The following is a 20,785-nucleotide window of genomic DNA, read 5'->3' as shown; positions in this document are numbered from 1 at the left end:
GCCAAAATCCCGAAAAATCGTTCGGACCCCCTTGCAGGGGTCGAAACCTTTGTCTAAACGCCCCCTCACGTTGCTGTGGTAGCTCAGTGGTAGAGCACACCCTTGGTAAGGGTGAGGTCGAGAGTTCAATCCTCTCTCACAGCACCATTCACCCACAGATGCACCCAGATCCAGCACCGCAGGGTTGCTGCGTCACCTGCGGATGACGCTTTGCGATCACATGTCCGCCTCGCAGACAGCGTCGCCCCAGGGGCTCATGATCTCGGTCGCGCCGCAGTTCCGGCCCGCCTGGCGCATCACGCCCGCGGGCACGGCGAAGGCATAGGGATGGACCGTTCGCTTGGCCGTCGTCACGGGGCCTATGGCGGCCAGCGCCTGCGCCACGTCCTGCGGCAGATCCTCGTCCATGACCGTGCCTGTCGCGGCAGAGGCGTCGATCCGCGGCGTGTGGAACGCCTGTTCCAGGTCCATCCCGAAATCCACCATGAAGCTGACCAGGTTGGCCACCGCAGGCAGGATCTTGCGCCCGCCCGACGCGCCGATGGCGAACATCCGGTCGCCCACCTGCCCCACGATGGGACAGACGTTCATCAGGCACCGCTTGCCCGGCGCCAGCGAATTCGGTCGGCCTTGCTCGGGGTCGAACCACATGATGCCGTTGTTCAGCAGCATCCCGGTTTGCCCGGACACGACATGGCTGCCGAACATCGACAGCAGGGTCTGGGTGACGTTCACCATGTTGCCGTGCCGGTCCACGACGCTGAAGCTGGTGGTGCAGGCCGGGGCGCGCGGGCTTTCGCCTGTGTCGCCCGCATGGGTCAGCCGGTCGCGATAGGCATCGCCCAGGCCTGACGCCAGCGCGGCATAGCTGGCCGCCGACGGCGCATCACCGGGATCGAAGGCCGCCTGCATCTGCTGCAGGGCCGTGACCAGTTCGGCCCCCGCGGACAGGCCCGACGGCGCGTGGATGACGGCATCGCGATAGCGGACCGTCCGGGGCGCACGGGCCTCTGCCTGATAGCTGCGCAGATCCTCCATCGACAGGCAGCCGCCCTTGGCGCGCACATCGTCGACCAGCATCTGGCCGATGTCGCCGTGATATAAATCCTGGGCACCGTGATCGGCCAGCCGTCGCAGGGTGGCCGCATGGACGCGCTGATCCAGGCGCGCGGCCGAGGCCGTGGTCCAACCGGCGATGTCGGGCCATTGCCCGTCCGCCATGAACAGCGCCGCCGCATCGGGGTCCTGCGCCAGCTGGCGCGCCGCGGACGCGATCAACAGCGACGAATACCAGTCGAGCAGCATCCCCTCCTCTGCCAAGGCCACGGCGGGGGCCAGCAGATCGCCCCAGTCGCGTGTCCCGTACCGCCGATGGGCCAGCGCCATCCCGGCGACCGTTCCCGGCACCGCGACAGAGGTCGCGCCATAGATGTTGCGGTCGTCCCTGACGCGCGTCCAGGGAAACAGGTCCGCCGCCTGCCGCCCCGGCTCCAGCGGATAGTCGGCTGCGTCAAGGCCCGCAGGTGCGCGCATCCCGAACTCGATCGTCTCGGCCCGCTGTTCACCCGCGCGCCACAGGGTCATCATGCCGCCACCCATCGGACCCGACATCCACGGCTCGACCACGCCCACCGCAAAGGATGTCGCGACCGCCGCGTCCATCGCGTCGCCCCCGGCGGCCAGGACCGCAGCGCCGACCTCGGCCGCCTTGCGATGCTGCGCGGCGACGACGCCGCCATCGGTCCAGACGACCTCCTTGCGGATGCGCTGCGTTCTGGAGAAATTCGACATGGCCTGGCCTTCCGTGATCGACATCGCCTGCGGGGGGACGCCCCGCCCCACCTGAGCGCGTCGGGCGGCGTCATGCAAGGGCGGGCCGCCCGACATGTGCAAACTTGACACCGCCGGTCGTCCGGTTAAGTCGGCACCGGTCGTTCACGACGGAACGGCCATCCGACGATCCTCCTCCGTACAGGCCGACGCATCAGGGCTGCATCATCAGCGCCGGTCGCAGCGCACGGGCCGAGATCCTCTGAAATCATGCGCCCTATGGACCCGCCATGACATCCACCCGACCACCCGCCCCGCCCGCCGGCGCGGCCCCCGCCAATTCGCCCGCCCAGGTCCTGACGGCCAGCCTCATCGGCACGACGATCGAATTCTTCGACTTCTACATCTATGCGACGGCCGCGGTGCTGATCTTTCCGTCGCTGTTCTTTCCGGGATCGGACCCGACCACGGCGCTGCTGGCGTCCTTTGCGACCTTCTCGATCGCGTTCTTTGCGCGGCCGTTGGGGGCCATCGTCTTTGGCCATTACGGCGACCGCATCGGCCGCAAGGCCACGCTGGTCGCCGCGCTTCTGACGATGGGGGTGTCGACCGTCACCATCGGCCTGTTGCCGACCTATGACCAGATTGGCGTCTGGGCGCCGCTGCTGCTGGCGCTGTGCCGGTTCGGACAGGGCTTCGGCCTGGGCGGCGAATGGGGCGGGGCCGTCCTGCTGGCGACCGAAAACGCACCCGAGGGCAAGCGCAGCTGGTACGGGATGTTCCCGCAGCTGGGCGCGCCCGTCGGTCTTCTGCTGTCGTCGGGGTTCTTCTGGGTGCTGCTGCACTTCATCACCCAAGACGAGCTGCTGGCCTGGGGCTGGCGGCTGCCGTTCCTGTCGTCGATCCTGCTGGTCGGGATCGGCCTGTGGATCCGCCTGTCCATCACCGAGACCCCCGAATTCGCCGAGGCCGTGAAAAAGGACAAGCGCGTGTCCGTCCCCCTGGCCGAACTGTTCCGCCATCACAAGCTGAGCGTGTTCCTGGGCACCTTCGCGGCGCTGGCGACCTTCGTGCTGTTCTATCTGGCGACGGCGTGGCTGCTGTCCTACAACGTCAAGGTCCTGGGGATCCCGTTCAAGGACGCATTGCTGATCCAGATCTATGGATCGGTCGTCTTCGGCCTGACAATTCCCTTTGCCGGCAAGATCGCGGATCGCACCGGGCGCTATGGCTTCCTGATCATCGTGACCATCCTGATCGGGGCCTTTGCCCTGTCCTTCGGGTCGCTGATGCAGGGCAGCGCCCAGAACGAGGCCAGCGTCTATCTGTTCGTCACGATCAGCCTGATGCTGATGGGCCTGACCTATGGGGTCATCGGGGCGGCGCTGGCCGCGCCCTTCCCGGCCCAGGTCCGCTATACCGGGTCGTCGCTGACGTTCAACTTTGCCGGCATCTTCGGCGCGTCGCTGGCACCTTATGCAGCAACCTGGCTGCAGATGAACTATGGCATGGCGCAGGTCGGATACTATCTGCTGGGCGCCGCCGTGATCTCGTTGATCTGCATCGTGGCTACGGGGCGCGACAAGATCTGATCGCCGACCGGTGATTCTTGCACCCCGCGCCCGGCGGCGCGGGATGCATCCGTCATGCGCCGCCGCGCAGACAGGCCCCAAGCGTGCGCCGCTGCCCACCATCGGCGTCGAAATTGTCGGGCGCCAGCCACGCCAGATAGCCGGGTCGCAGTTCCTGCCAGTCTTGATCGGTCATCGCGAACCAGGCCGTGTCGCGGTTGGTCCCCTTGACGACCATGTGCTGCCGAAAGACCCCCTCGGGCCGAAAACCGAAACGCAGGGCGGCCCGTTTCGAGAGCGCGTTCAGGTCGTTGCATTTCCATTCGAACCGCCGATAGCCCAACGCAAAGACGTGGTCCGCGAACAGGAACAGCGCCTCGGTCGCCATGCGGCTGCGCTGCAGGGCGGGGCCCCACATGATGCTGCCGATCTCGATCACGCCATGGGTGCGGTCGATCCGCATCAACGCCTGACGACCCTCGGCGCGGCCCGTGGCGGCATCGACCACCGCAAAGAACATCGGGTCGGCCGATGACGATACATGGTCGACCCAATCCGCAAAGGTGGCACGATCCTGGGGCGGATGCTCGAAAAGCCAGCGAAAGCGGTCATCGGTCCCGTCCGCGGATGCGGCAGCGTACAGCGTCCCTGCATGACCGGCCTGCAGCGGTTCCAACCGCACGTATCGTCCGATGATCGGCGCCCGCGCGGGGGCCGGGGGCGGTGACCAGCGGGTCAGGCCCACATGCATGTCCCATCGCTCCTTTCCAAGGCTGGCGGCCCGTTGCGCCACGGATGGACCCGCGCGATGCCTGACCCGGGATGACCCCTGGGCATCACACCGGTGCCTCGACCAGCGTCAATGCCCCGTCGGGCAGCGGCCGCTGCAGCTCAGTCGCCGGTATGCCGTCCAGCCAGGCGTGCCATTCCTGGGGGCGCGTCAGGATCACCGGCATCGCCTTGGGATGGATCGGCGCGACCTCGGCGTTCGGAGGACAGGTCAGAAAGGCATAGAGGTCGTCGACCGTCTCTCCGTCCTTGACCTTGCGAACCGATCGCCAGCCGCGCGTCTCGATCCCGGCAAAGAACAGGGTCGCGCCTGGATCGGCGGGTGCGAACCACTGCACGCCCTTGCCCTTGCCGCGCGGTTCGGAAAAGCTGGTCAGCGGCACCAGACAGCGATGCTCGCGGCCAAGCCAGCGCCGCCAATGGGGGGACTCCAGGTTGCGGACATTCGTGACGCCCGGGTCGCGTTCCGTATTCAGCGCAAAGCGCGGCGACGGCATGCCCCACCGCGCCTTGACCAGCTCCGGCCCGACCGCGCCGTTCCGGATGATCGGCGCCAACTGGTCGGGATAGACGCTGCCCGGCGCCAGGTTTCCCGACCGGTCCGTCAGCCCGTCGATCAACCGGACAAGCGCCTCCTGCGGCGTCGTGTGGTTGTAAAGGTTGCAGATCGCCCCGCCCTCCGCTGGTTCGCGTCCATCTCTGGGCCCGTCCCGGACCGGCGTCAATGACCCGCCGGCCACGGTGACGGGCACCGTGGGCATGGGGCCGCCGCCGTGTCAGCCGTGCTCTTCGGCGGCGGTCTGTTCCAGGGCCTGGTTCAGGGCGCGCAGGACGTCGACGTGATGGACGCTGCCGATCAGGCGCAGGGGGTCGTCCGGGCCGTCGCAGGCCGTCACGGCCAGAAACACCGCGCCGCTTCGTTCGAACAGCGGCAGGGCCTCGGCCAGGGTGGTGGTCGGGGCCACGGTCGGACCGCGTTCTGCCATGGCACGGACCAGATCCTCGGCCGGGGCATCCGGGGCGTCCAGCGCGCGGATGACCGGCGTGACGCGCAGCTGGTGGGGCAGCCAGGCCTGCGGCCCTTCGGACAGGTGGATGCCCCGCCGCTCCAGTTGGGTCAGGAAGAACGACCGCCTGACCAGGGTCGATGCCAGGGCGGAACTGAGCGAGACCGAGGTCATCACCGCGATGCCCGTCTGCCAGTCTCCGGTCATCTCGAACACGATCAGCGCGGTCGAGATGGGGGCGCCCAGGACGGCCGCGCCGACCGCGGCCATGCCGGCAAAGGCATAGACGTTGACGCTGCCGGAATAGCCGGGCGCAAGGGTCGTGGCGATGATCCCGAAGGCCAGGCCGGTCAGCGACCCCATGACCAGCGCGGGCGAGAACACCCCGCCCCCCATGCGCCCGCCCAGCGTGATCGCGACCGCCAACGCCTTGACGACCGCGAACATGACCGCCTGCCCCAGGCCGATCTGGCCGGACAGCGCCGCGGCGGTGGTTTCATAGCCCACGCCGATGATGTGCGGAAAGGGAATGGCGATCACACCAAGGGCAAGCCCCGCCAGCGCGGGCCGGGACCAGCGCGGCCAGCCGATCCGCGCCATCGCCCGCGTCGCCAGACTGTCGGCGCGAAAGATCCCGCCCATCATCGCCGCCGCGACCAGCGCGCAGACAAGGCCCAGCACCATGAAGGCGGGCAATTCGATATGGAAGGCCAGGTCAGGCTCGACCGGCAGCATGAATTCGGTCAGGCCGCCGAACTGCAGCCGGTTGATGACCGTGCCCGCCACCGCGGCGATCGCGATCGGGGCAAAGGCGCGCGTCGCGAAATGCCGCAGCACGACCTCATGCGCGAAAAGCGCCCCGGCGATGGGCGCGTTAAAGCTGGCGGCGACCGCACCCGCGACGGCGCATCCCAACAGCTCCCTGCCGGTCATAGGGCTGGCCTTGATGCGCCGCGCGACCGCGGTCGAGACGACGCCGGCCAGATGCACGACAGGCCCCTCGCGCCCGGAACTGCCGCCGGTGCCCAGCGTGATCAGCGAGGCCGCGGCCGATGCCAGACCCTCGCGGACCTCGACCCGGCCCCCGTCCAGCGCCGCGCCCTCGATCACGTCGGCCACCGCGCGCACGCGCCCGTCTGGGGTAAAGCGATCCAGGATCAGCCCGACGACAAGTCCGCCCAGGACCGGCACCACCAGCACCCAGGCCCAAGGCAGGTCGCGCGCGACGCTGGCCAGGGTCAGGTCGTCGGCGCCGTAGAGGGCCCTCTGAACCCCCGAGATACCCAGCCTGAACCCAAGCGCCGCAAATCCCGCCGCGATGCCGATCAGCAGCGCCAGCACCCAGAACTGCACCTGTCGCAGGGCCCTGTCGGCCGCAATGCGCAGGACGGGATACAAGTCGCGGCGCCATCGGCGCAGGGTGCGTCTGACAAGAAGGGCGAAGGCAGGTCTCATTCGGGCAAGGCTGGCACAGCATCGTCATCTTGGCGAGGGTCATCCGTCACGCGGACATGGTGCACGGCCCAAGGCCGGCACCGGCACGGCGTTCTACCGATACCGGGCACCCCACATCGGCGGCGGCTGATCCCCCACGACGCGGCCGATGGCGGCGTCAGAGGGCCAGCCCCTCGCCCCGGGGATCATGCGCGCCAGAACAGCCCGTCGCGTCGATGCGGATCGCGCCTGCGCAGCCGAAGATCGGGGACAGGGCCGGCAGTTCGGCCGTCTCATGCCCCAATGCGGCCAGAGAGGCGATCGCCGCGTCGCCCAGGGAGGCCTCGACCTTGAGGCTGTCGCGGCTGTCCGAAAAGGTTCGCCCCAGAAGAAAGCGCGGCTGCGCCAAGGCTGCCTCGGGCGACAGCCCCAGATCGATCAGGCCGCTCAGCACGACGGCCAGTGTCTGCGGCTGGCCATCCGCGCCCTGCGTGCCATAGAGAAGATGCGGCCGGCCATCCTTCAGCGCGATGCCGGGGTTCAGCGTATAGAAGGGCCGCTTTCCGGGGGCGATGACATTCGGGTGGGTCGGATCGGTGGCAAAGCTTGCGCCACGATTGTGCCAGATGATCCCGGTATCGCCGATGACGCAGCCGCTGCCCCAGTCGAAATAGGTGCTCTGCAGGACCGATGCGCAGCGCCCCTGCCCGTCCGTCGCGGCGAAGAACACCGTATCTCCATGCCGGACCCTGTGCGGCCAGGCCAGTGCACGATCCGCGCGGATCGCGCCCGCCTTGGCGTCCAGCCGATCCGGGGACAGCAGCGCCGATATGTCGTCGCCCGCGTGGTCCGGGTCGGCGATACGCCCGCGGTCCAGGAAGGCCTGCTTGACCGCCTCGACCAGCAGATGGGTTCGCATTGCGGGGTCGCGGGGGATCCGCAGCCGGTCGAGGATGCCCATGATGGCCAGCGTGGTCACCCCCTGCGTGGGCGGCGGCGGCGCCAGCAGCATCAGGTCGCGATAGGGCTGGGACAGCGGTTGCGCCGCCCGGCTGTGCGTCGCGGCAAGGTCGGCGGCGGTCAGCGGCGCGCCTGCCTGGGCCAGGCCCTGGGCGATCCGCTGCGCCGCCGGTCCCTGATAGAAGCTGCGCAGCCCGTCCCGGACCATCAGGGACAGGATCTCGGCCAGTTGCGGCTGGCGTAGCAGGTCGTTTCCGGCAGCGGCGAACTGGGCCGCAAAGCCCGGCCAGGCCGGCCAGTCCGCGGCGCGGAAATCCAGCCAGAACCGTTGGCTGGCGCTGGGCCGAAACCCGTCGCGCGCAAGGGCCAGCGCGGGCGCCAGCAGCGCCCCCGGCGTCATCGCCCCGCCCCATCGGGACGCCGACAGGCGCAGGGCATGGTCCCAGCTGTCGACGGCGCAGGCGGTCGTCAGCATCGACCGCGGCCCCCGCAGGGGCAAGGCGGCGGGCAGGTCCGGCAGGACGCCCGGCGCCTGGCCGATGCCCATCAGCGTCGTCGCCCAACCCTCGCGGTCGGCCATAAGCCAGACCGCGTCGCCGCCCAAGCCGCAGAAATGCGGCATGACCACGGCCAGGACCGCGCCCATCGCCACGGCGGCCTCGGCCGCGGTGCCGCCGCGCTGCAGGACGTCCGCCCCGGCCCGTGTCGCCAGCGGGTGCGGGCTGGTCGCCATCGGCTGCATCGCGGCGGCCGCCATCAGTCGGCCAGGACCAGCTGGCGGTCGTCCAGCGGCGGCAGGAAGCTGCGGTCGAAGACCTGCCCGGCTTCGGGCGTGGTCTGCAGCTGATAGCCCTCGGCGACGATGTCGATGGCGCGCGACAGGCGGTCGTCATCCAGATCGCCCAGACCGATCCGGGTCACCTCGTCCGAGGCGATCAGGTTCTCGTACGAGAACATCATCCGCGCCATCTCAAGGTCGCGATTGGCCAGGTTGTCGAAGGCCAGGACGGCATCGACGCCCGCCTCGTGGTCCTGGGCGATCTCGACCGCGGCGCGGTTGATCGCACGGACCAGGCCGGTCACGGCCTCGGGGTTGTCGGCGATCATCGCCTGAGAGACCATGACCCCGTTGGCATAGAGGTCCAGCCCGTGATCGCCGAAGTTCAGCCAGTTGAAATCCGCCGCGGGGTCCTGGCGGTTGTTGATCAGGTTGAACCAGGCCGTGATGTTGAACACCATCGCCCCGTCGATGTCGCCGCGGATCAGCATCGGTTCAGTCAGGTTCGGCGCCAGGCTTTCGATAGTGATACTGTCCAGGTCGACGTCGTTCATGCGCGCAAAAACCGGAAGCAGCTTGGTCGTGGGCGTCCCGGGCGCGCCGCCCAGGGTCTTGCCCGCCAGATCGGCAGGGGTCGTGATGCCGCTTTCCTTGCGGGTCACGACCGTGAAGGGCGGATCGTTCCACAGCTGATAGACCATGACCGGGGTCTGGTCGGGGCGTTCGGCGGCGTTCTGGATAATGGCGTTGATGTCGCCAAAGCCCGCGTCATAGGTGCCCGACATGATCCGGGTGACGGTGGCGGCGGACCCCTCGCCCTGGTCGATGGTGACGTTCAGGCCCTCCTCCTCGAAATAGCCCTTCTGCTGGGCCAGCAGGATGGGCGCATCGGACCCTTGCGTCTTCCAGCCCAGGGTGAAGCGGATGTCGGTCTGGGCCAGCGCGGGGGCGGCCATCGCGATCAGGGATGCGGCGGCAAGCAGCGATTTCAGCATCGGGATACCTTTCGGATCAGGAGGGGGACAGGTCGGTACGGCGGTTCGCCCAGCCCACGACGCGGCCCTCGATGACCGAGAACAGGACGTAGAGGGCGACCCCCAGGAAGGCCAGGATGAACAGGCCGGCAAAGACCAGCGGCACGTCGAAGTTCGACGACGCGCTCATCATCACGTTGCCGATGCCCTTGTTCGAGGCGACGGTCTCGGCCAGCACGGTGCCGACGAAAGCATAGGTGGCCGCGATCTTCAGCGAGGCGAAGAAGAACGGCATGGTGCGCGGCAGGCCCACGTTCAGCAGCAGGTCCATCTTGCCGGCGCCCAGGGATTTCAGAACGTCCTCCATCTCGGGCTCGGTCGTGGCAAGGCCGGTGGCGATGTTGACCACGATGGGAAAGAAGCACATGGCCAGTGCGGTCAGGACCGCAGGCACCGGCCCCGCCCCGAACCACAGCACGAAGATCGGGACAACCGCGACCTTCGGGATGGACGAGAACCCGATCAGTAGCGGATAGGCCGTGTCATAGGCCACCCGCGACGTGCCGATCAGCGCGCCGATCACGACGCCCACCGCCACGCCAAGGCCAAAGCCGATCATGGTCGTCCACAGCGTCTGGATGATGTGCGGCCACAGGACCGGAAAGCGCGCGACCAACGTCGCCATCACCTGCGACGGGCGCGGCACCACCAGGTCGGACACGTTCAGGGCCAGGCACAGAACCTCCCACCCCAGGAAGAAGGCGACGATCAGCGCGGCGGACCACATGCGGCGACGGATGGCATAGTTCATGACGCGACCTTTCGGGCGGATTCGCCGCGGGCATCGATGATGCGTTCGCGCAGGCGCTGGTTCAGAGCCACGAAATCGGGCTGGAAGGTCATCTCGACCGTGCGCGGGCGGGGAAAGGTGACGGGGCTGTCGTCGATGATGCGGCCGGGGCGCGCGCTCATCACGCAGATCCGCGTGCCCAGAAAGCCGGCCTCCTTGAGGTCATGCGTGACCAGGATCACGGTGGGGCGACGCTTGATCCACAGATCCTGCATCGTGCCCCACAGCTCCTCTCGGGTGAACTGGTCCAGCGCGCCGAAGGGTTCGTCCAGCAGCAGCAGGCTGGGTTCGTGGATCAGCGCGCGGCACAGGTTGGCACGCTGCAGCATGCCGCCCGACAGCTGCCAGGGGTAATGACCGGCGAACTTTTCCAGGCCCACATCGGCCAGCAGCGCGTGGACCCTGTCGCGGTACTCGCCCCGCTTCTTGCGGGCGTAATCCTGTCGGAACGGGCGCACGATCTTCAGCGGCAGCATGACGTTCTGTTCGATCGTCAGCCATGGCAGCAGGGTCGGGTTCTGGAACGCCATGCCGACGCGCAGGGCGCGGGCCGCGACCTCGCGTCCGCCCACGATGATCTCTCCACCAGACGGGCGGGTCAGGCCGCCGACCAGCTTGAGGATCGTCGACTTGCCGCAGCCGGACGGCCCGACAAGCGCCAGGAATTCGCCCTCGTCCAAGTGCAGGTCTGTCGGTTGCAGCGCCTGGACGCGCTCTGCGCCCTGTCCGAAGGCGACCGATGCCCGCGACAGCTGAACCGCTGGTCGCTTTCGTTCCGGCGCGATCTGTGCAAGATCCGGGTTCATGAGGTTCCCCTGTCAAAGGTGCATGACAAAAGTGCATACACTTTATACCGAATCCTTAGCCCGCCGGTGCCCAGCCACGCAAACCGCGGGGCGCTGGAAAATGGTGGCCGGATGGTCGATGCCGAAACTTTCCTCAGTTCCGGGCTACATACCCGATCAGCAGGCGGTCGCATGACGGCGGGGGCGCGTTCCGTCGGCGGCGACCGCATGGCCGCAATCTGCCAGGGCATCCGTCGGGCCATCATCGAAGGGGCGCTGATGCCCGGCGACCGCCTGCCCGAGGATGCCCTTGGCGAAAGCTTTGGCGTCAGCCGCACCATCGCGCGCCATGCCCTGGGGCAGCTGGCCGCCGAAGGCCTGGTCGATCTGCGCCGCAACCGCATCGCGACCGTGACCGCGCCCACGCCGGCCGATGCGCGCGACATCTTCGACATCCGCGTGGCCCTGGAACGTCAGGTCGTGCAGCATCTGGCCGGTCACCTGTCGCCCGACCAGGTCGCCGCCCTGAAGGAGATCGTCCGCCAGGAGCATGATGCGCGCCACGGGCCCGACGGCGCGTCGATCCGGCTGGCAACCGAGTTCCACATCCGCCTGGCCGAAATGACCGGCAAGCCGATCCTAGTCCGCTATGTCACTGAAATCTGTTATCGCGCGGGCCTGTCGCTGTCTGCGCTAGCCCGCCCGCATTCATCGGACTGCGCCATCAGCGAACATCTGGCCCTGATCGACCTGATCGCCAAGGGGCCCGCCGACAAGGCCGCCGACCTGATGGCCGAGCATCTGGAGGCCGTGGCCGCCCGCGCCCTGCTGTCGGGCGATCGCAGCCGCAGCCGCGATCTGGTCAACATCCTGCAGCCCTATGCCAAGGGCTGATCAGCCCTTGGCGATGGTGGGATCAAGGATCCATTCGGCGCTGTCGTTCCAGACGTCCGTGTCCAGGATCAGCCCATCCTGCACCGTGAACCGGTCGATATAGCGGTTCCCGTCGAAAGGCGTGCCATCCGGCCAGGCGCCATGCAGATAGCCCAAGCTATAGACGATCGTCTGCTCGCCCGCCGGCACGACGTCGTACCGCTCGATCCGCTTCTTGACCCAGGCATAGCGGGCCGCGTTGAAACCGGTCGGCCCCGACGGCGTGTCGAAGACGCGCCCGCCCGTGAACCGGCAGGTAAAGCCCGGCGCGACGAAGGTCGCGGCCAGCACCGGATCGGGCGCCATCGACGCCGCAAGATAGTCCTTGACCGCCTGCAGGTCTTTTTCGGTGTTCTGGTTCATCGCGCTCTCTGCTTGTCTGTGGCGGGGTAAAGTGCATACACTAGAAGAATACAGAAGGTCGCCGGGGACACAAGAACGATGCTGGATCTGATCCTGAAGAATGCCCGCCTGCCGCAGGGTGCCACAGATATCGGCATCGCCGGCGGTCGCATCGCCGCCCTGGGCCGTGACCTTGGCCCGTCGCGCGAGGTCCGCGACATCGAACACCGCGCCGTCCTGCCGGGGCTGGTCGAGGCGCATATTCACCTGGACAAGGCCGGCTTGCTGTGCCGCTGCGGTCAGGCGGACAGCGTGCAGGCCGCCGTGGCCGCGGTCAGCGCGCTGAAGCGCGACTTTACCGTCGACGATGTTCGCAGCCGCGGCGCGCAGGTGATCGAGGCCGCGGTCCGGCAGGGCACCATGCACATGCGCACCCATGTCGAGGTCGACCCCCGCGCCGGATTGCGCAGCCTGAAGGCAGTGCTGGCCCTGAAGGACGACTATGCCTTTGCGCTGGACCTGCAGGTCTGCGCCTTTGCCCAGGAAGGCCTGACCAACGATCACGGCACCGAGGCGCTTTTGGAACAGGCGCTGGCGCAGGGGGCCGACCTTCTGGGCGGCTGCCCCTATACCGACAGCGACCCGCTGGCGCAGATCGACATCCTGTTCGCGATGGCCGTGCGGCACGACGTCGATCTGGATTTTCACCTGGATTTCGACTTGGACCCCGACGGGTCCCAGATCAAGGCGATCTGCGACCGGACGATCCGCCACGGCTGGCAGGGCCGCGTGAACCTGGGCCATGTGACCAAGCTGGCGGTGATGACCGACGGTGCCCTGCGCGATCATGCCGCGATGCTGGCCCAGGCCCGGGTCGCCGTGACCGCCCTGCCCGCCACCGACCTGTACCTGAACGGCATGGACCAGGGCCACCGCGCGCCCCGCGGCGTAGCGCCCCTGCACCTGCTGGAAGGGGTGACGGTCGCGGTGGCGACGAACAACGTGATGAACCCGTTCACGCCTTATGGCGACTGCTCGTTGCTGCGGATGGCCAACCTCTATGCCAACGTGATGCATCTTGGCGCCGGCGATTTCACGGCCTGCCTACGGATGATCACCGACGGCCCGGCCCGCATCCTGCGTGTGGCCGATTACGGGCTGTCGGTCGGCGATCGCGCCGACCTGATCGTGCTGGACGCCGAGACGGCCGAGGATGGACTGGCCACCATCGCGGCACCACTGATGGGCTTCAAGGCCGGTCGCCAAAGCTTCGACCGGCCCGCGGCGCGATTGCTGCGCCCCACGGCGGGCACCCTGCCCGCCTGACGCAGCGCCATGCACCACGTGCCTGGCGCTGCCTGTCATCGTTCAGCTGTCGTGTTCGGCCAGCCAGGCCTCCATCATCTCGATCTCGGCCTCCTGCGCCGCGATGACCTCCTCGGCCAGGGCGCGCACCTGGGGGTCCTGACCGTGTTCAAGGACGATGCGCGCCATGTCGATGGCGCCCTGGTGGTGGGGGATCATCCCCCGCATGAAGTCCACGTCCGCGTCATTGGTGTATTCGACGTCCATGTTCGCGTGCATCTCGGCCATCGCTGCGCGATAGGCCGTCGTTGCCGGCGTGTCGTCGGGTCGTGCCCCGGACGTCGCCATGTCGTCATGCGCGGAATGATCCATCGTCTGCTGGGCAAGACCCGGCGCGGCGACGGCAAGGGCGGTCAGCAGGATGGGGACGAACGTTTTCATGGCAGTGCTCTCCTTCTTCCCGATCTCAGATAATCCTTCCCATCGTTGCAAGGTCAATGCCGCGCGGACGGCGTCATCACGCCCTTGACCTTCCCATGATGGGAAGCCCCATATCCCTGTCATCGCAATGACGGAGCCCTGCCATGAACATCGGAGACGCCGCCAACCGCTCGGGCGTATCGGCCAAGATGATCCGTTACTATGAACGGATCGGCCTGATCCCGACAGCCAGCCGGACGGCCTCGGGCTATCGCGAATACGAACCGCGCGACGTCCATATGCTGCGCTTTATCGCCCGCGCGCGCGACCTGGGCTTCTCGGTTGCCGAGATCACCGAACTGCTGGACCTGTGGCGCGACAAGGACCGGCGCAGCGCCGACGTCAAGGCGCTGGCGCAGGCGCGGGTCCGGGACCTGCGCCACAAGATCGCGCACCTGCAGGACATGGCCGACACGCTGGAGGAACTGGCGAATGCCTGCGCCGGAAACGAGCGTCCGAACTGTCCGATCCTGCAGCGGCTGGAGACCTTGGACACGGATGACGAACCGTTGTCCCGCAGGCGGCCCGAACGGGGATTCAAGGAAAGGATCGGCGGGTGACGGATCGACGCATGTTCATGACGGCGCTGGCGGCGGGCATTCTTGCCGGCCCGGCGATGGCATGGTCTGGTCAGGCGCCGGTCCGCGCGCGGGTCTTTCGCGCGCCCGATTGCGGATGCTGCGGCGCGTGGGTCGCGCATCTGCGGGATCACGGCTTTGCCGTAGAGGTGGTCACGACCGATGACATGCAGGGCGTCAAGGATCGCCATGCCGTGCCTGCGCCGCTGCGCTCCTGCCACACGGCCCTGATCGACGGTTATATGATCGAGGGCCATGTGCCCGCCACCGACATCAGCGCCCTGCTCGCGCAGCGTCCGCCGGCCGCAGGCCTGGCGGTGCCCGGCATGCCCGCCGGATCGCCCGGCATGGAGGTGGGCGGGCGGCGCGATCCCTATGACGTCATCCTTTGGACCGGGTCCGAAACCCGCGTCTTTGCAAACCATCGAGGTTGACCATGACCCTGACGACCCCCAAGACCGCCACCCTTCACCGCATGGTGATGGCCAAGCACATGTGCCCCTATGGCCTCAAATCGCTGGACCTGCTGCGGCGCCAGGGCTTTCGCGTCGAGGACCACCACCTGACCACCCGTGCCGAGGTCGACGCGTTCAAGGAACAACACGATGTCCGGACCACGCCGCAAACCTTCATCGACGGTCGGCGGATCGGCGGCTATGACGACCTGAGGCGGCATTTCGGCAAGACCGTCCGCGACAAGTCTGCGACCACCTACCGCCCCGTGATCGCGCTGTTCGCGATGGCCGCCGCGATGGCCCTTGCGACCAGCTGGGCCGCGTTCGGTCAGCTGATCACCATCGCCGCGGCCGAGTGGTTCGTGGCCTTCGCCATGTGTCTGCTGGCCCTGCAGAAGCTGAAGGACGTCGACAGCTTTGCCACGATGTTCCTGAACTATGACCTCCTGGCGCAGCGGTGGGTCCGCTACGGCTACGTCTATCCCTTCGCCGAGGGACTGGCGGGCGTCCTGATGGTCGCGGGTGCGCTGATGTGGCTGTCCATTCCGGTCGCCCTGTTCATCGGCACGATCGGCGCCGTGTCGGTCTGGAAGGCCGTCTATGTCGACAAGCGAGACATCAAATGCGCCTGCGTCGGCGGCGACAGCAACGTCCCCCTGGGGTTTGTCTCCCTGACCGAGAACCTGATGATGATCGCCATGGCGGTCTGGATGCTGATCAAGGTCACGGTGCTGGCGCATTAGTAGGTATCAGTTGGGGATCAAGCGGCTGGCAATGGCTTCTGAATGAAAACGGAAAAGAAAAACGACCGGCCATTTCCGACGTGCGTCCCAATGAGGCTCCAGATTGATTCAGTATCAGAGCCAAAACAAAACAGCTGCGGTGAACATGACCTCGGAAAAGCGTTCCCGGGAACCGGTCGCATTGATTGCGACGGACTTCTACTCCGTGACTTGACCAAGCAGGCTCCCGATAGATCCCCCATGAGAGATTCTAGGATGATCTTTCGTCGCCATAAGGTGCCCCAACCCCAGCAAGCCTATCGCGATTGAGATGCGAGCGCAGAATGTCGACATTGCGCAGGTTGGACTTGAACCAAGCATCAAAGACGCTTCCGACAAGAGGGATGCTGCCAAATGTCGTGTCCACGGCAACGTTGATCCCCTGCCTCACAAGCTTGTGCCTAGGCAGCCCCATGCGATAACTTTCCAAGACGATCCATGCCGCCGGCAGCATTGCCGCAGCGTCACCGAGCCCCGGCACCAAACCTGCGATCGCGTCGTATCCGACCCGAAACCGTGTGCCTGGGATTCGAAACACACAATCCAGTTTGCCGGAAAGCTGTTCCAGCCGTTCAAAGCGCGCCTTGTGCAGATCATCGTTCATATGGTTGCAAGCACGACAGCACCACCATTGTTCCCAAATGCCTTGATCTGTTGGCGCGTCGGCGTAGCGTGACACTGTGGCTTTTCCGCCAAGCCCCCGTCGGGGTTACCGGCGCATGCGCGGCCGTGCAAAGGGTACAAACCGCCCGGCAGCCAAGCCGATGACGACACCAATCCCGAGACCGATCAGGTCCGCAAGCCAGTCCCCAAGACTGCGGTCACGCCCGACGAATGGCTGAAGGATCTCAATCAAGCCGCCAAACGCCAGATAGGCGGGTAGAGCCAGCATCAGCCAACGCGGCCGAAGATAGGCCATCGGAAAGGCAAGCACCCCGAACGCGACCATATGGTAGATCTTGTCGGATTCCGCGACTGACCCCAAAGGCGGCGCTGGTACCGGCGTCAGCGTCAGGACCGCAATCGCAGTTGCGACCAGACATGACAGCCCTAAGGCGAGTTTCGACTGAAGGCGCATGAACTCTTCGCGTTATGAACATTTGCCGGGCAAAAACCACGACGATACCGGCCTTACACCATGATGGGCCTGAATACAGGGTCACCTTGACCTGTTGAGGAATCATAACGGTATGCAGCATGACGGGGGCGCCGGTCAGCCGACGGCTCAACGCGTCAAATCTCTTTGTAGAAAAGAAGCAGCTCCCGGAGCTTACCCGGGAGCCCACGCATGTCATCGACAATGCGTCTTTGTCGTACTGCTCGTGCCCTCGATCTCTGCCGCCGAAGTGCGCTCAACTACTGAGGTAGTTCTTATTATTATTTTCTGCTTAAGGTTAACGGGGCGCTCTGTCTAACGTTATTTTCGTAGCAGGGTCAGTTTTACAAGATACAGGGCAATGCCTTGGGAAGCGGCCCGCTACCAGGCAGTGCGATAGCGCATGCGGTTTTCCGGATGGACAACGCGACCCTCTCTGATCGCCTGAACGACGGCCGCTTTATGGGCTGCCAAACGGGCGGCGTATCCTGCCCTTGAGAAGTATTCAGGCTGGAACAGGATCATGCCATTCTCATCCGTCACGAGGTGAAAGTCGCGGCCGATGCCAAGTCCCCGATGCGCGGGAAACACGATGGGATGGTAATTGCTGACGCCGCCTGCCAGTGCGCCGCACTTCGTGCAGACCGCGAGGACGACCGCATTCATCAGGAAAAACAGCACGTCTGAGCGTTGGCTGAAGGGCAGCACAATGGCCGAAGCCGGGTCCCTGACGAAGTCTGTGTGGGCGTCACCGATTTCTTCGGCTCCGACATACAGTTGCAGACGGTCCGCACTGCTCATATCCGCGTCGTCGATGATCCAGGCATCCGGGGGAGCGAAGGCCGCCAGAGGCAAGGTTGCAAGCCGTGGTGGCCGGCTTGGCATGTGCGATCGGGTCATGTGCCGGGCCTTAATCTCTCTCCTGAGCGATGATCTTCATGAGGCCGTAAAAGCGCAATACCTTCCCTGCGCCGCTTCGGCCCAACCACTGCGTCTGGCTTAGCCTGACATCCCAAAAGTAGGGACATCACCGATACTTTGCCGGCCATTCGGGAGTGACCGTGGGTATGGTCGCCACTGCCTGCAGTCGGTAGTGCCGGTGAACCTACAGCGCTCGCGCCCCCTTGTGGCCTAACGTCCGGGCGCGGCGGCCGAACCTGCCAGGATACCCCCATCGATCGTCAGTTCAGCCCCGGTCATGTAGGCCGCCTCGTCCGATGCCAGCATGACCGCCAGCGCAGCCACCTCCTCGGGCCTGCCAAAGCGGCGCAGGGGCGTGTCGGCCACCATTGCCGCCTCCCGCTTGCTGCGGTCGGGGCCATTGCCCAGCATCAGCTCCCACATCGGCGTCATCACCGCCGCGGGATGGATCGAGTTGCACCGGATGTTCAGGCCCTGCCCCGCGCAGTACAGCGCCACGCTTTTCGTGTGATTGCGAACGGCGGCCTTGGAGGACGCGTAGGCCGCCGCCATCGGGATACCGACAAGCCCCGAGCGCGAGGAGATGTTGATGATCGATCCCACGCCTTTCGGCCTCATGGCGCGGATGGCGTAGCGGCAGCCCAGGAAGGTACCGTCCAGGTTGACGGCATGAACGGCGCGCCAATCGGCAAGCCGTGCATTTTCCGGATCATGCGCCGGTGGGACGGATCCCTCGAACCCGGTGACCCCGGCGTTGTTGACGACGATATCCATCGTCGGGAACTGCTCGGCAATCGTACTCCAGTCCGCTTCGGAGGTGACGTCGAGCCGGCCGAATGTCCCACCAATCGCGTCTGCCACGGCATGGCCGCCGATCCTATCGATGTCGGTGACAACGACATGTGCGCCCTCGTTGGCAAAGGCCGTTGCGATGGCCGCACCGATGCCGCGCGCCGCGCCTGTCACGAGCGCCGTCTTTCCGGACAGTCTGGCCATGGGAGATCCTTCGCGTTCAAAAGTGAAACTGATCGACGCACCGCATGAAGGCGCGCGGCTTGTCTCGGACGTCCTAACAAAAAACCCTATCCATCGTCATCCACTTCTCATCAGCCGCTTGCCCAGTCGATGGGCGATCCCACAGGGTCCGGGGTCGTCGACGTCCAGGTCGGAGCCGTTCCGTCATCCGTCAAACTCTTCAGCCGCATATGTAACTCAGGAACCTTTCGGCAGCATCACGGTTGGCTGCCCGGACACATCGCGGTGTCTTACCACCATACGTCGTCCGACCAACGGACTTTCCTTTCCCCTTCACCTCCCTCAATCGAACCCTGCCTTCGGCGCGGTTTCGAAAGGCATGACATGTTCGAAACCCTGACCCGGCCACCCGATCCGTACATCCTTCTGATGATGGGACTGGGGTTGCTGATTGCACTCGTCGCCTGGCTTCCCCTGGCTCTCCGCCGTGTTCCACTGTCCCTCCCGATCGTCTGTATCGGCCTTGGCATGGGTCTGGGTGCCATTCCCGGATTGCGGTTCGCTCCATCGCCCCTGGAGCACCCTGAAATCACCGAACGGTTTGCCGAATTCGTGGTCATCATCGCGCTGATGGGCGCGGGCCTCAAGATCGATCGCGTGCTGGCCCTGCGTTCATGGCTGATCACCTGGCGACTGATCTTTCTGACCCTACCCTTGGGGATCGCGCTGATTGCTGTCCTTGCGGGGACATGGCTGGCCCTGCCATGGGCCATGGCGCTGCTTCTCGGGGCGGTTCTGGCACCGACGGATCCGGTCCTGGCCTCGGATGTGCAGGTCGGCCCCCCGAAGACCGGCGAGGAGGACGAGGTCCGGTTCGCCCTGACATCCGAGGCTGGCGTGAACGACGGCGCCGCTTTCCCCTTCGTCCATCTGGCCATAGCCTTGGCGTCCGCGTCCGTGACGCACGAACCTTGGGCCCTGGACTGGCTGACCTACAATGTCGTTTGGGAGATCGGCGTCGGCATCCTGGGCGGCTATCTGGTCGGGCGGCTGTTTGGATGGATCACGTTCCACATCCCCGCGGAAAGCCGTCTGGTAAGGACCGGTGACGGCCTGATCGCGCTGTCGGCGATATTCGTGTCCTATGGCCTGACCGAGGTGTTCCACGCCTATGGCTTCCTGTCGGTCTTCGTCACCGCCCTGACCTTCAGACAGGCCCACAGGGATCACGACTTCCATAAATCCATGCATGACCTGATCGAACAGATCGAACGGATCTCGATGATGGTGCTTCTGCTCCTGTTCGGAGGCGCGATCGTCAATGGGCTGCTGTCGCCCCTGGTCCCCATGGATATTGCGGCGGCCCTGGTGATCCTGCTGGTGATCCGCCCGATCACCGCCCTGATAGGCATGACGGGCATCAGCGCTCCTTGGCATGAAAAAACGACGATCGCCTTCTTCGGCATCCGGGGCATCGGGTCGTTCTACTACCTGGCCTATGGCCTGAACCACATCGATGATCTGCAGCACGCGGCGCGTCTTTGGGCGATCGTCGGACTGGTCGTGCTGATGTCCATCATCATGCACGGCCTGTCGGTCACACCGATCATGCGAATGCTGGACCGCGTACAGGGCCGCGACCCCGATGCCGAAGACGCCGTGCCGCCCCCGGGTTTCCAGGGACCAGGCAGGGACGCGGACTGATGGCACGGTTGCATGCACATGCTGTCTTGTTGTGCGGATGCTAGGTCAGGACGCGCTGCCGCCCGAACAGCAGATCACGGCCAGACGCCAGAGATAAGGGCGGAGAGAGCTTTACCCGGCTGTCACCCGCGCCGCCGATTTCGGCGCGGCGTCTGCCGTCTTGTCTTCATCCCAAGGGCACAAAAATGGTAATCCTCCCCATCGTTAAGGGGGTTTATCCGTAGAATTTTCTCGTAGCGTGAGCTGAGGAGATTCGAATGAGAAAGACCCGATTTACCGAGCCGCAGATCATGGCT

Annotated in this window: 21 protein-coding genes and 1 tRNA gene; 8 read left to right on the top strand and 14 right to left on the bottom strand. The window is 65.9% G+C overall.

Going from position 1 to position 20,785, the window contains the following annotated elements; all coding sequences use genetic code 11:
- Window positions 1-72: 72 nt before the first annotated feature.
- A tRNA-Thr gene (locus FHD67_RS00110) sits at window positions 73-147 on the top strand.
- Between the two features lie 69 nt (window positions 148-216).
- Here the strand turns inward: FHD67_RS00110 and FHD67_RS00105 are convergent.
- Window positions 217-1,791 carry a gamma-glutamyltransferase gene (locus FHD67_RS00105; protein ID WP_139597421.1) on the bottom strand — a complete coding sequence of 525 codons (1,575 nt, stop codon included), beginning with the start codon at window positions 1,789-1,791 and terminating at the stop codon, window positions 217-219.
- Between the two features lie 269 nt (window positions 1,792-2,060).
- Between FHD67_RS00105 and FHD67_RS00100 the strand changes: the two genes are divergently transcribed.
- Window positions 2,061-3,362 carry an MFS transporter gene (locus tag FHD67_RS00100; protein ID WP_045999464.1) on the top strand — a complete coding sequence of 434 codons (1,302 nt, stop codon included), beginning with the start codon at window positions 2,061-2,063 and terminating at the stop codon, window positions 3,360-3,362.
- Between the two features lie 52 nt (window positions 3,363-3,414).
- On the opposite strand, the gene FHD67_RS00095 is transcribed toward FHD67_RS00100, so the two are convergent.
- The 7 genes from FHD67_RS00095 to FHD67_RS00065 all read right to left on the bottom strand — a co-directional run bounded on the left by FHD67_RS00095 (window position 3,415) and on the right by FHD67_RS00065 (window position 10,939).
- Window positions 3,415-4,134, bottom strand: a complete 720-nt coding sequence (locus FHD67_RS00095) for a GNAT family N-acetyltransferase (protein WP_246071163.1) — start codon at window positions 4,132-4,134, stop codon at window positions 3,415-3,417.
- Window positions 4,135-4,177: 43 nt separating this feature from the next.
- Entirely contained in the window at window positions 4,178-4,891 is a 714-nt protein-coding gene (locus FHD67_RS00090) for an SOS response-associated peptidase (protein ID WP_139597420.1), read from the bottom strand.
- Between the two features lie 15 nt (window positions 4,892-4,906).
- Window positions 4,907-6,592: a chloride channel protein gene (locus tag FHD67_RS00085; protein WP_045999465.1), complete on the bottom strand. Its 1,686-nt coding sequence runs from the start codon at window positions 6,590-6,592 to the stop codon at window positions 4,907-4,909.
- 157 nt (window positions 6,593-6,749) lie between these two features.
- Window positions 6,750-8,288: a gamma-glutamyltransferase family protein gene (locus FHD67_RS00080; RefSeq protein WP_246071162.1), complete on the bottom strand. Its 1,539-nt coding sequence runs from the start codon at window positions 8,286-8,288 to the stop codon at window positions 6,750-6,752.
- A complete protein-coding gene (locus FHD67_RS00075) occupies window positions 8,288-9,304 on the bottom strand; it encodes an ABC transporter substrate-binding protein (RefSeq protein WP_139597419.1) in 1,017 nt (338 codons plus the stop codon). The genes FHD67_RS00080 and FHD67_RS00075 overlap by 1 nt, the downstream gene beginning before the upstream one ends.
- 16 nt (window positions 9,305-9,320) lie before the next feature.
- Entirely contained in the window at window positions 9,321-10,094 is a 774-nt protein-coding gene (locus FHD67_RS00070) for an ABC transporter permease (RefSeq protein ID WP_045999467.1), read from the bottom strand.
- Window positions 10,091-10,939, bottom strand: a complete 849-nt coding sequence (locus tag FHD67_RS00065; protein WP_045999468.1) for an ABC transporter ATP-binding protein — start codon at window positions 10,937-10,939, stop codon at window positions 10,091-10,093. Before FHD67_RS00065 ends, FHD67_RS00070 begins: the two co-directional genes overlap by 4 nt.
- Before the next feature lie 171 nt (window positions 10,940-11,110).
- Between FHD67_RS00065 and FHD67_RS00060 the strand changes: the two genes are divergently transcribed.
- Window positions 11,111-11,812 (top strand): GntR family transcriptional regulator, encoded by a 702-nt coding sequence (locus FHD67_RS00060; protein ID WP_139597418.1) that lies wholly within the window; start codon window positions 11,111-11,113, stop codon window positions 11,810-11,812.
- Here FHD67_RS00060 and FHD67_RS00055 read toward each other — a convergent pair whose 3' ends face one another.
- Window positions 11,813-12,214 carry a nuclear transport factor 2-like protein gene (locus tag FHD67_RS00055; protein WP_045999470.1) on the bottom strand — a complete coding sequence of 134 codons (402 nt, stop codon included), beginning with the start codon at window positions 12,212-12,214 and terminating at the stop codon, window positions 11,813-11,815. It abuts the gene before it with no gap.
- 78 nt (window positions 12,215-12,292) lie between these two features.
- Between FHD67_RS00055 and FHD67_RS00050 the strand changes: the two genes are divergently transcribed.
- Entirely contained in the window at window positions 12,293-13,519 is a 1,227-nt protein-coding gene (locus FHD67_RS00050) for an amidohydrolase family protein (RefSeq protein ID WP_139597417.1), read from the top strand.
- A 42-nt stretch (window positions 13,520-13,561) separates the two neighbouring features.
- On the opposite strand, the gene copM is transcribed toward FHD67_RS00050, so the two are convergent.
- The gene (gene copM / locus FHD67_RS00045) at window positions 13,562-13,939 is read right to left on the bottom strand and encodes a CopM family metallochaperone (protein WP_139597416.1); all 378 of its coding nucleotides are present in this window, start codon (window positions 13,937-13,939) and stop codon (window positions 13,562-13,564) included.
- 143 nt (window positions 13,940-14,082) lie between these two features.
- Here copM and cueR point away from each other — a divergent pair, with 143 nt between their 5' ends.
- Genes cueR through FHD67_RS00030 form a run of 3 tightly spaced genes read left to right on the top strand, consistent with a single transcriptional unit; the run spans window position 14,083 to window position 15,754 of the window.
- Window positions 14,083-14,538 carry a Cu(I)-responsive transcriptional regulator gene (gene cueR / locus FHD67_RS00040; protein ID WP_139597415.1) on the top strand — a complete coding sequence of 152 codons (456 nt, stop codon included), beginning with the start codon at window positions 14,083-14,085 and terminating at the stop codon, window positions 14,536-14,538.
- Window positions 14,535-14,990 carry a DUF411 domain-containing protein gene (locus tag FHD67_RS00035; RefSeq protein WP_139597414.1) on the top strand — a complete coding sequence of 152 codons (456 nt, stop codon included), beginning with the start codon at window positions 14,535-14,537 and terminating at the stop codon, window positions 14,988-14,990. Before cueR ends, FHD67_RS00035 begins: the two co-directional genes overlap by 4 nt.
- A gap of 2 nt (window positions 14,991-14,992) precedes the next feature.
- The gene (locus FHD67_RS00030) at window positions 14,993-15,754 is read left to right on the top strand and encodes a MauE/DoxX family redox-associated membrane protein (protein ID WP_045999474.1); all 762 of its coding nucleotides are present in this window, start codon (window positions 14,993-14,995) and stop codon (window positions 15,752-15,754) included.
- 250 nt (window positions 15,755-16,004) lie between these two features.
- Here the strand turns inward: FHD67_RS00030 and FHD67_RS00025 are convergent, their stop codons facing one another.
- The 4 genes from FHD67_RS00025 to FHD67_RS00010 all read right to left on the bottom strand — a co-directional run bounded on the left by FHD67_RS00025 (window position 16,005) and on the right by FHD67_RS00010 (window position 18,806).
- Window positions 16,005-16,397, bottom strand: coding sequence for a DUF4112 domain-containing protein (locus FHD67_RS00025; protein WP_045999475.1), 393 nt, complete (start codon window positions 16,395-16,397; stop codon window positions 16,005-16,007).
- 105 nt (window positions 16,398-16,502) lie between these two features.
- Window positions 16,503-16,871 carry a VanZ family protein gene (locus FHD67_RS00020; RefSeq protein WP_064503537.1) on the bottom strand — a complete coding sequence of 123 codons (369 nt, stop codon included), beginning with the start codon at window positions 16,869-16,871 and terminating at the stop codon, window positions 16,503-16,505.
- A 399-nt stretch (window positions 16,872-17,270) separates the two neighbouring features.
- Window positions 17,271-17,789, bottom strand: a complete 519-nt coding sequence (locus FHD67_RS00015; RefSeq protein WP_139597413.1) for a hypothetical protein — start codon at window positions 17,787-17,789, stop codon at window positions 17,271-17,273.
- Window positions 17,790-18,020: 231 nt separating this feature from the next.
- The gene (locus tag FHD67_RS00010) at window positions 18,021-18,806 is read right to left on the bottom strand and encodes an SDR family oxidoreductase (RefSeq protein WP_045999477.1); all 786 of its coding nucleotides are present in this window, start codon (window positions 18,804-18,806) and stop codon (window positions 18,021-18,023) included.
- A 363-nt stretch (window positions 18,807-19,169) separates the two neighbouring features.
- Between FHD67_RS00010 and FHD67_RS00005 the strand changes: the two genes are divergently transcribed.
- Entirely contained in the window at window positions 19,170-20,489 is a 1,320-nt protein-coding gene (locus FHD67_RS00005) for a cation:proton antiporter (RefSeq protein ID WP_139597412.1), read from the top strand.
- The last annotated feature ends 296 nt before the right edge of the window (window positions 20,490-20,785 follow it).

It is taken from the genome of Paracoccus haeundaensis (assembly GCF_006239215.1).
Lineage (GTDB): Bacteria > Pseudomonadota > Alphaproteobacteria > Rhodobacterales > Rhodobacteraceae > Paracoccus > Paracoccus marcusii.
The sequence above is the reverse complement of the archived record's forward strand: the minus strand, read 5'-3'. Positions and strand labels throughout refer to the sequence as shown.

Coding starts and splice junctions, on each gene's coding strand:
- FHD67_RS00105 (WP_139597421.1), bottom strand. CDS start 1,791: ATGTCGAATTTCTCCAGAACGCAGCGCATCCGCAAGGAGGTCGTCTGG.
- FHD67_RS00100 (WP_045999464.1), top strand. CDS start 2,061: ATGACATCCACCCGACCACCCGCCCCGCCCGCCGGCGCGGCCCCCGCC.
- FHD67_RS00090 (WP_139597420.1), bottom strand. CDS start 4,891: ATGCCCACGGTGCCCGTCACCGTGGCCGGCGGGTCATTGACGCCGGTC.
- FHD67_RS00085 (WP_045999465.1), bottom strand. CDS start 6,592: ATGAGACCTGCCTTCGCCCTTCTTGTCAGACGCACCCTGCGCCGATGG.
- FHD67_RS00080 (WP_246071162.1), bottom strand. CDS start 8,288: ATGGCGGCCGCCGCGATGCAGCCGATGGCGACCAGCCCGCACCCGCTG.
- FHD67_RS00075 (WP_139597419.1), bottom strand. CDS start 9,304: ATGCTGAAATCGCTGCTTGCCGCCGCATCCCTGATCGCGATGGCCGCC.
- FHD67_RS00070 (WP_045999467.1), bottom strand. CDS start 10,094: ATGAACTATGCCATCCGTCGCCGCATGTGGTCCGCCGCGCTGATCGTC.
- FHD67_RS00065 (WP_045999468.1), bottom strand. CDS start 10,939: ATGAACCCGGATCTTGCACAGATCGCGCCGGAACGAAAGCGACCAGCG.
- FHD67_RS00060 (WP_139597418.1), top strand. CDS start 11,111: ATGACGGCGGGGGCGCGTTCCGTCGGCGGCGACCGCATGGCCGCAATC.
- FHD67_RS00055 (WP_045999470.1), bottom strand. CDS start 12,214: ATGAACCAGAACACCGAAAAAGACCTGCAGGCGGTCAAGGACTATCTT.
- FHD67_RS00050 (WP_139597417.1), top strand. CDS start 12,293: ATGCTGGATCTGATCCTGAAGAATGCCCGCCTGCCGCAGGGTGCCACA.
- copM (WP_139597416.1), bottom strand. CDS start 13,939: ATGAAAACGTTCGTCCCCATCCTGCTGACCGCCCTTGCCGTCGCCGCG.
- cueR (WP_139597415.1), top strand. CDS start 14,083: ATGAACATCGGAGACGCCGCCAACCGCTCGGGCGTATCGGCCAAGATG.
- FHD67_RS00030 (WP_045999474.1), top strand. CDS start 14,993: ATGACCCTGACGACCCCCAAGACCGCCACCCTTCACCGCATGGTGATG.
- FHD67_RS00025 (WP_045999475.1), bottom strand. CDS start 16,397: ATGAACGATGATCTGCACAAGGCGCGCTTTGAACGGCTGGAACAGCTT.
- FHD67_RS00020 (WP_064503537.1), bottom strand. CDS start 16,871: ATGCGCCTTCAGTCGAAACTCGCCTTAGGGCTGTCATGTCTGGTCGCA.
- FHD67_RS00015 (WP_139597413.1), bottom strand. CDS start 17,789: ATGACCCGATCGCACATGCCAAGCCGGCCACCACGGCTTGCAACCTTG.
- FHD67_RS00010 (WP_045999477.1), bottom strand. CDS start 18,806: ATGGCCAGACTGTCCGGAAAGACGGCGCTCGTGACAGGCGCGGCGCGC.
- FHD67_RS00005 (WP_139597412.1), top strand. CDS start 19,170: ATGTTCGAAACCCTGACCCGGCCACCCGATCCGTACATCCTTCTGATG.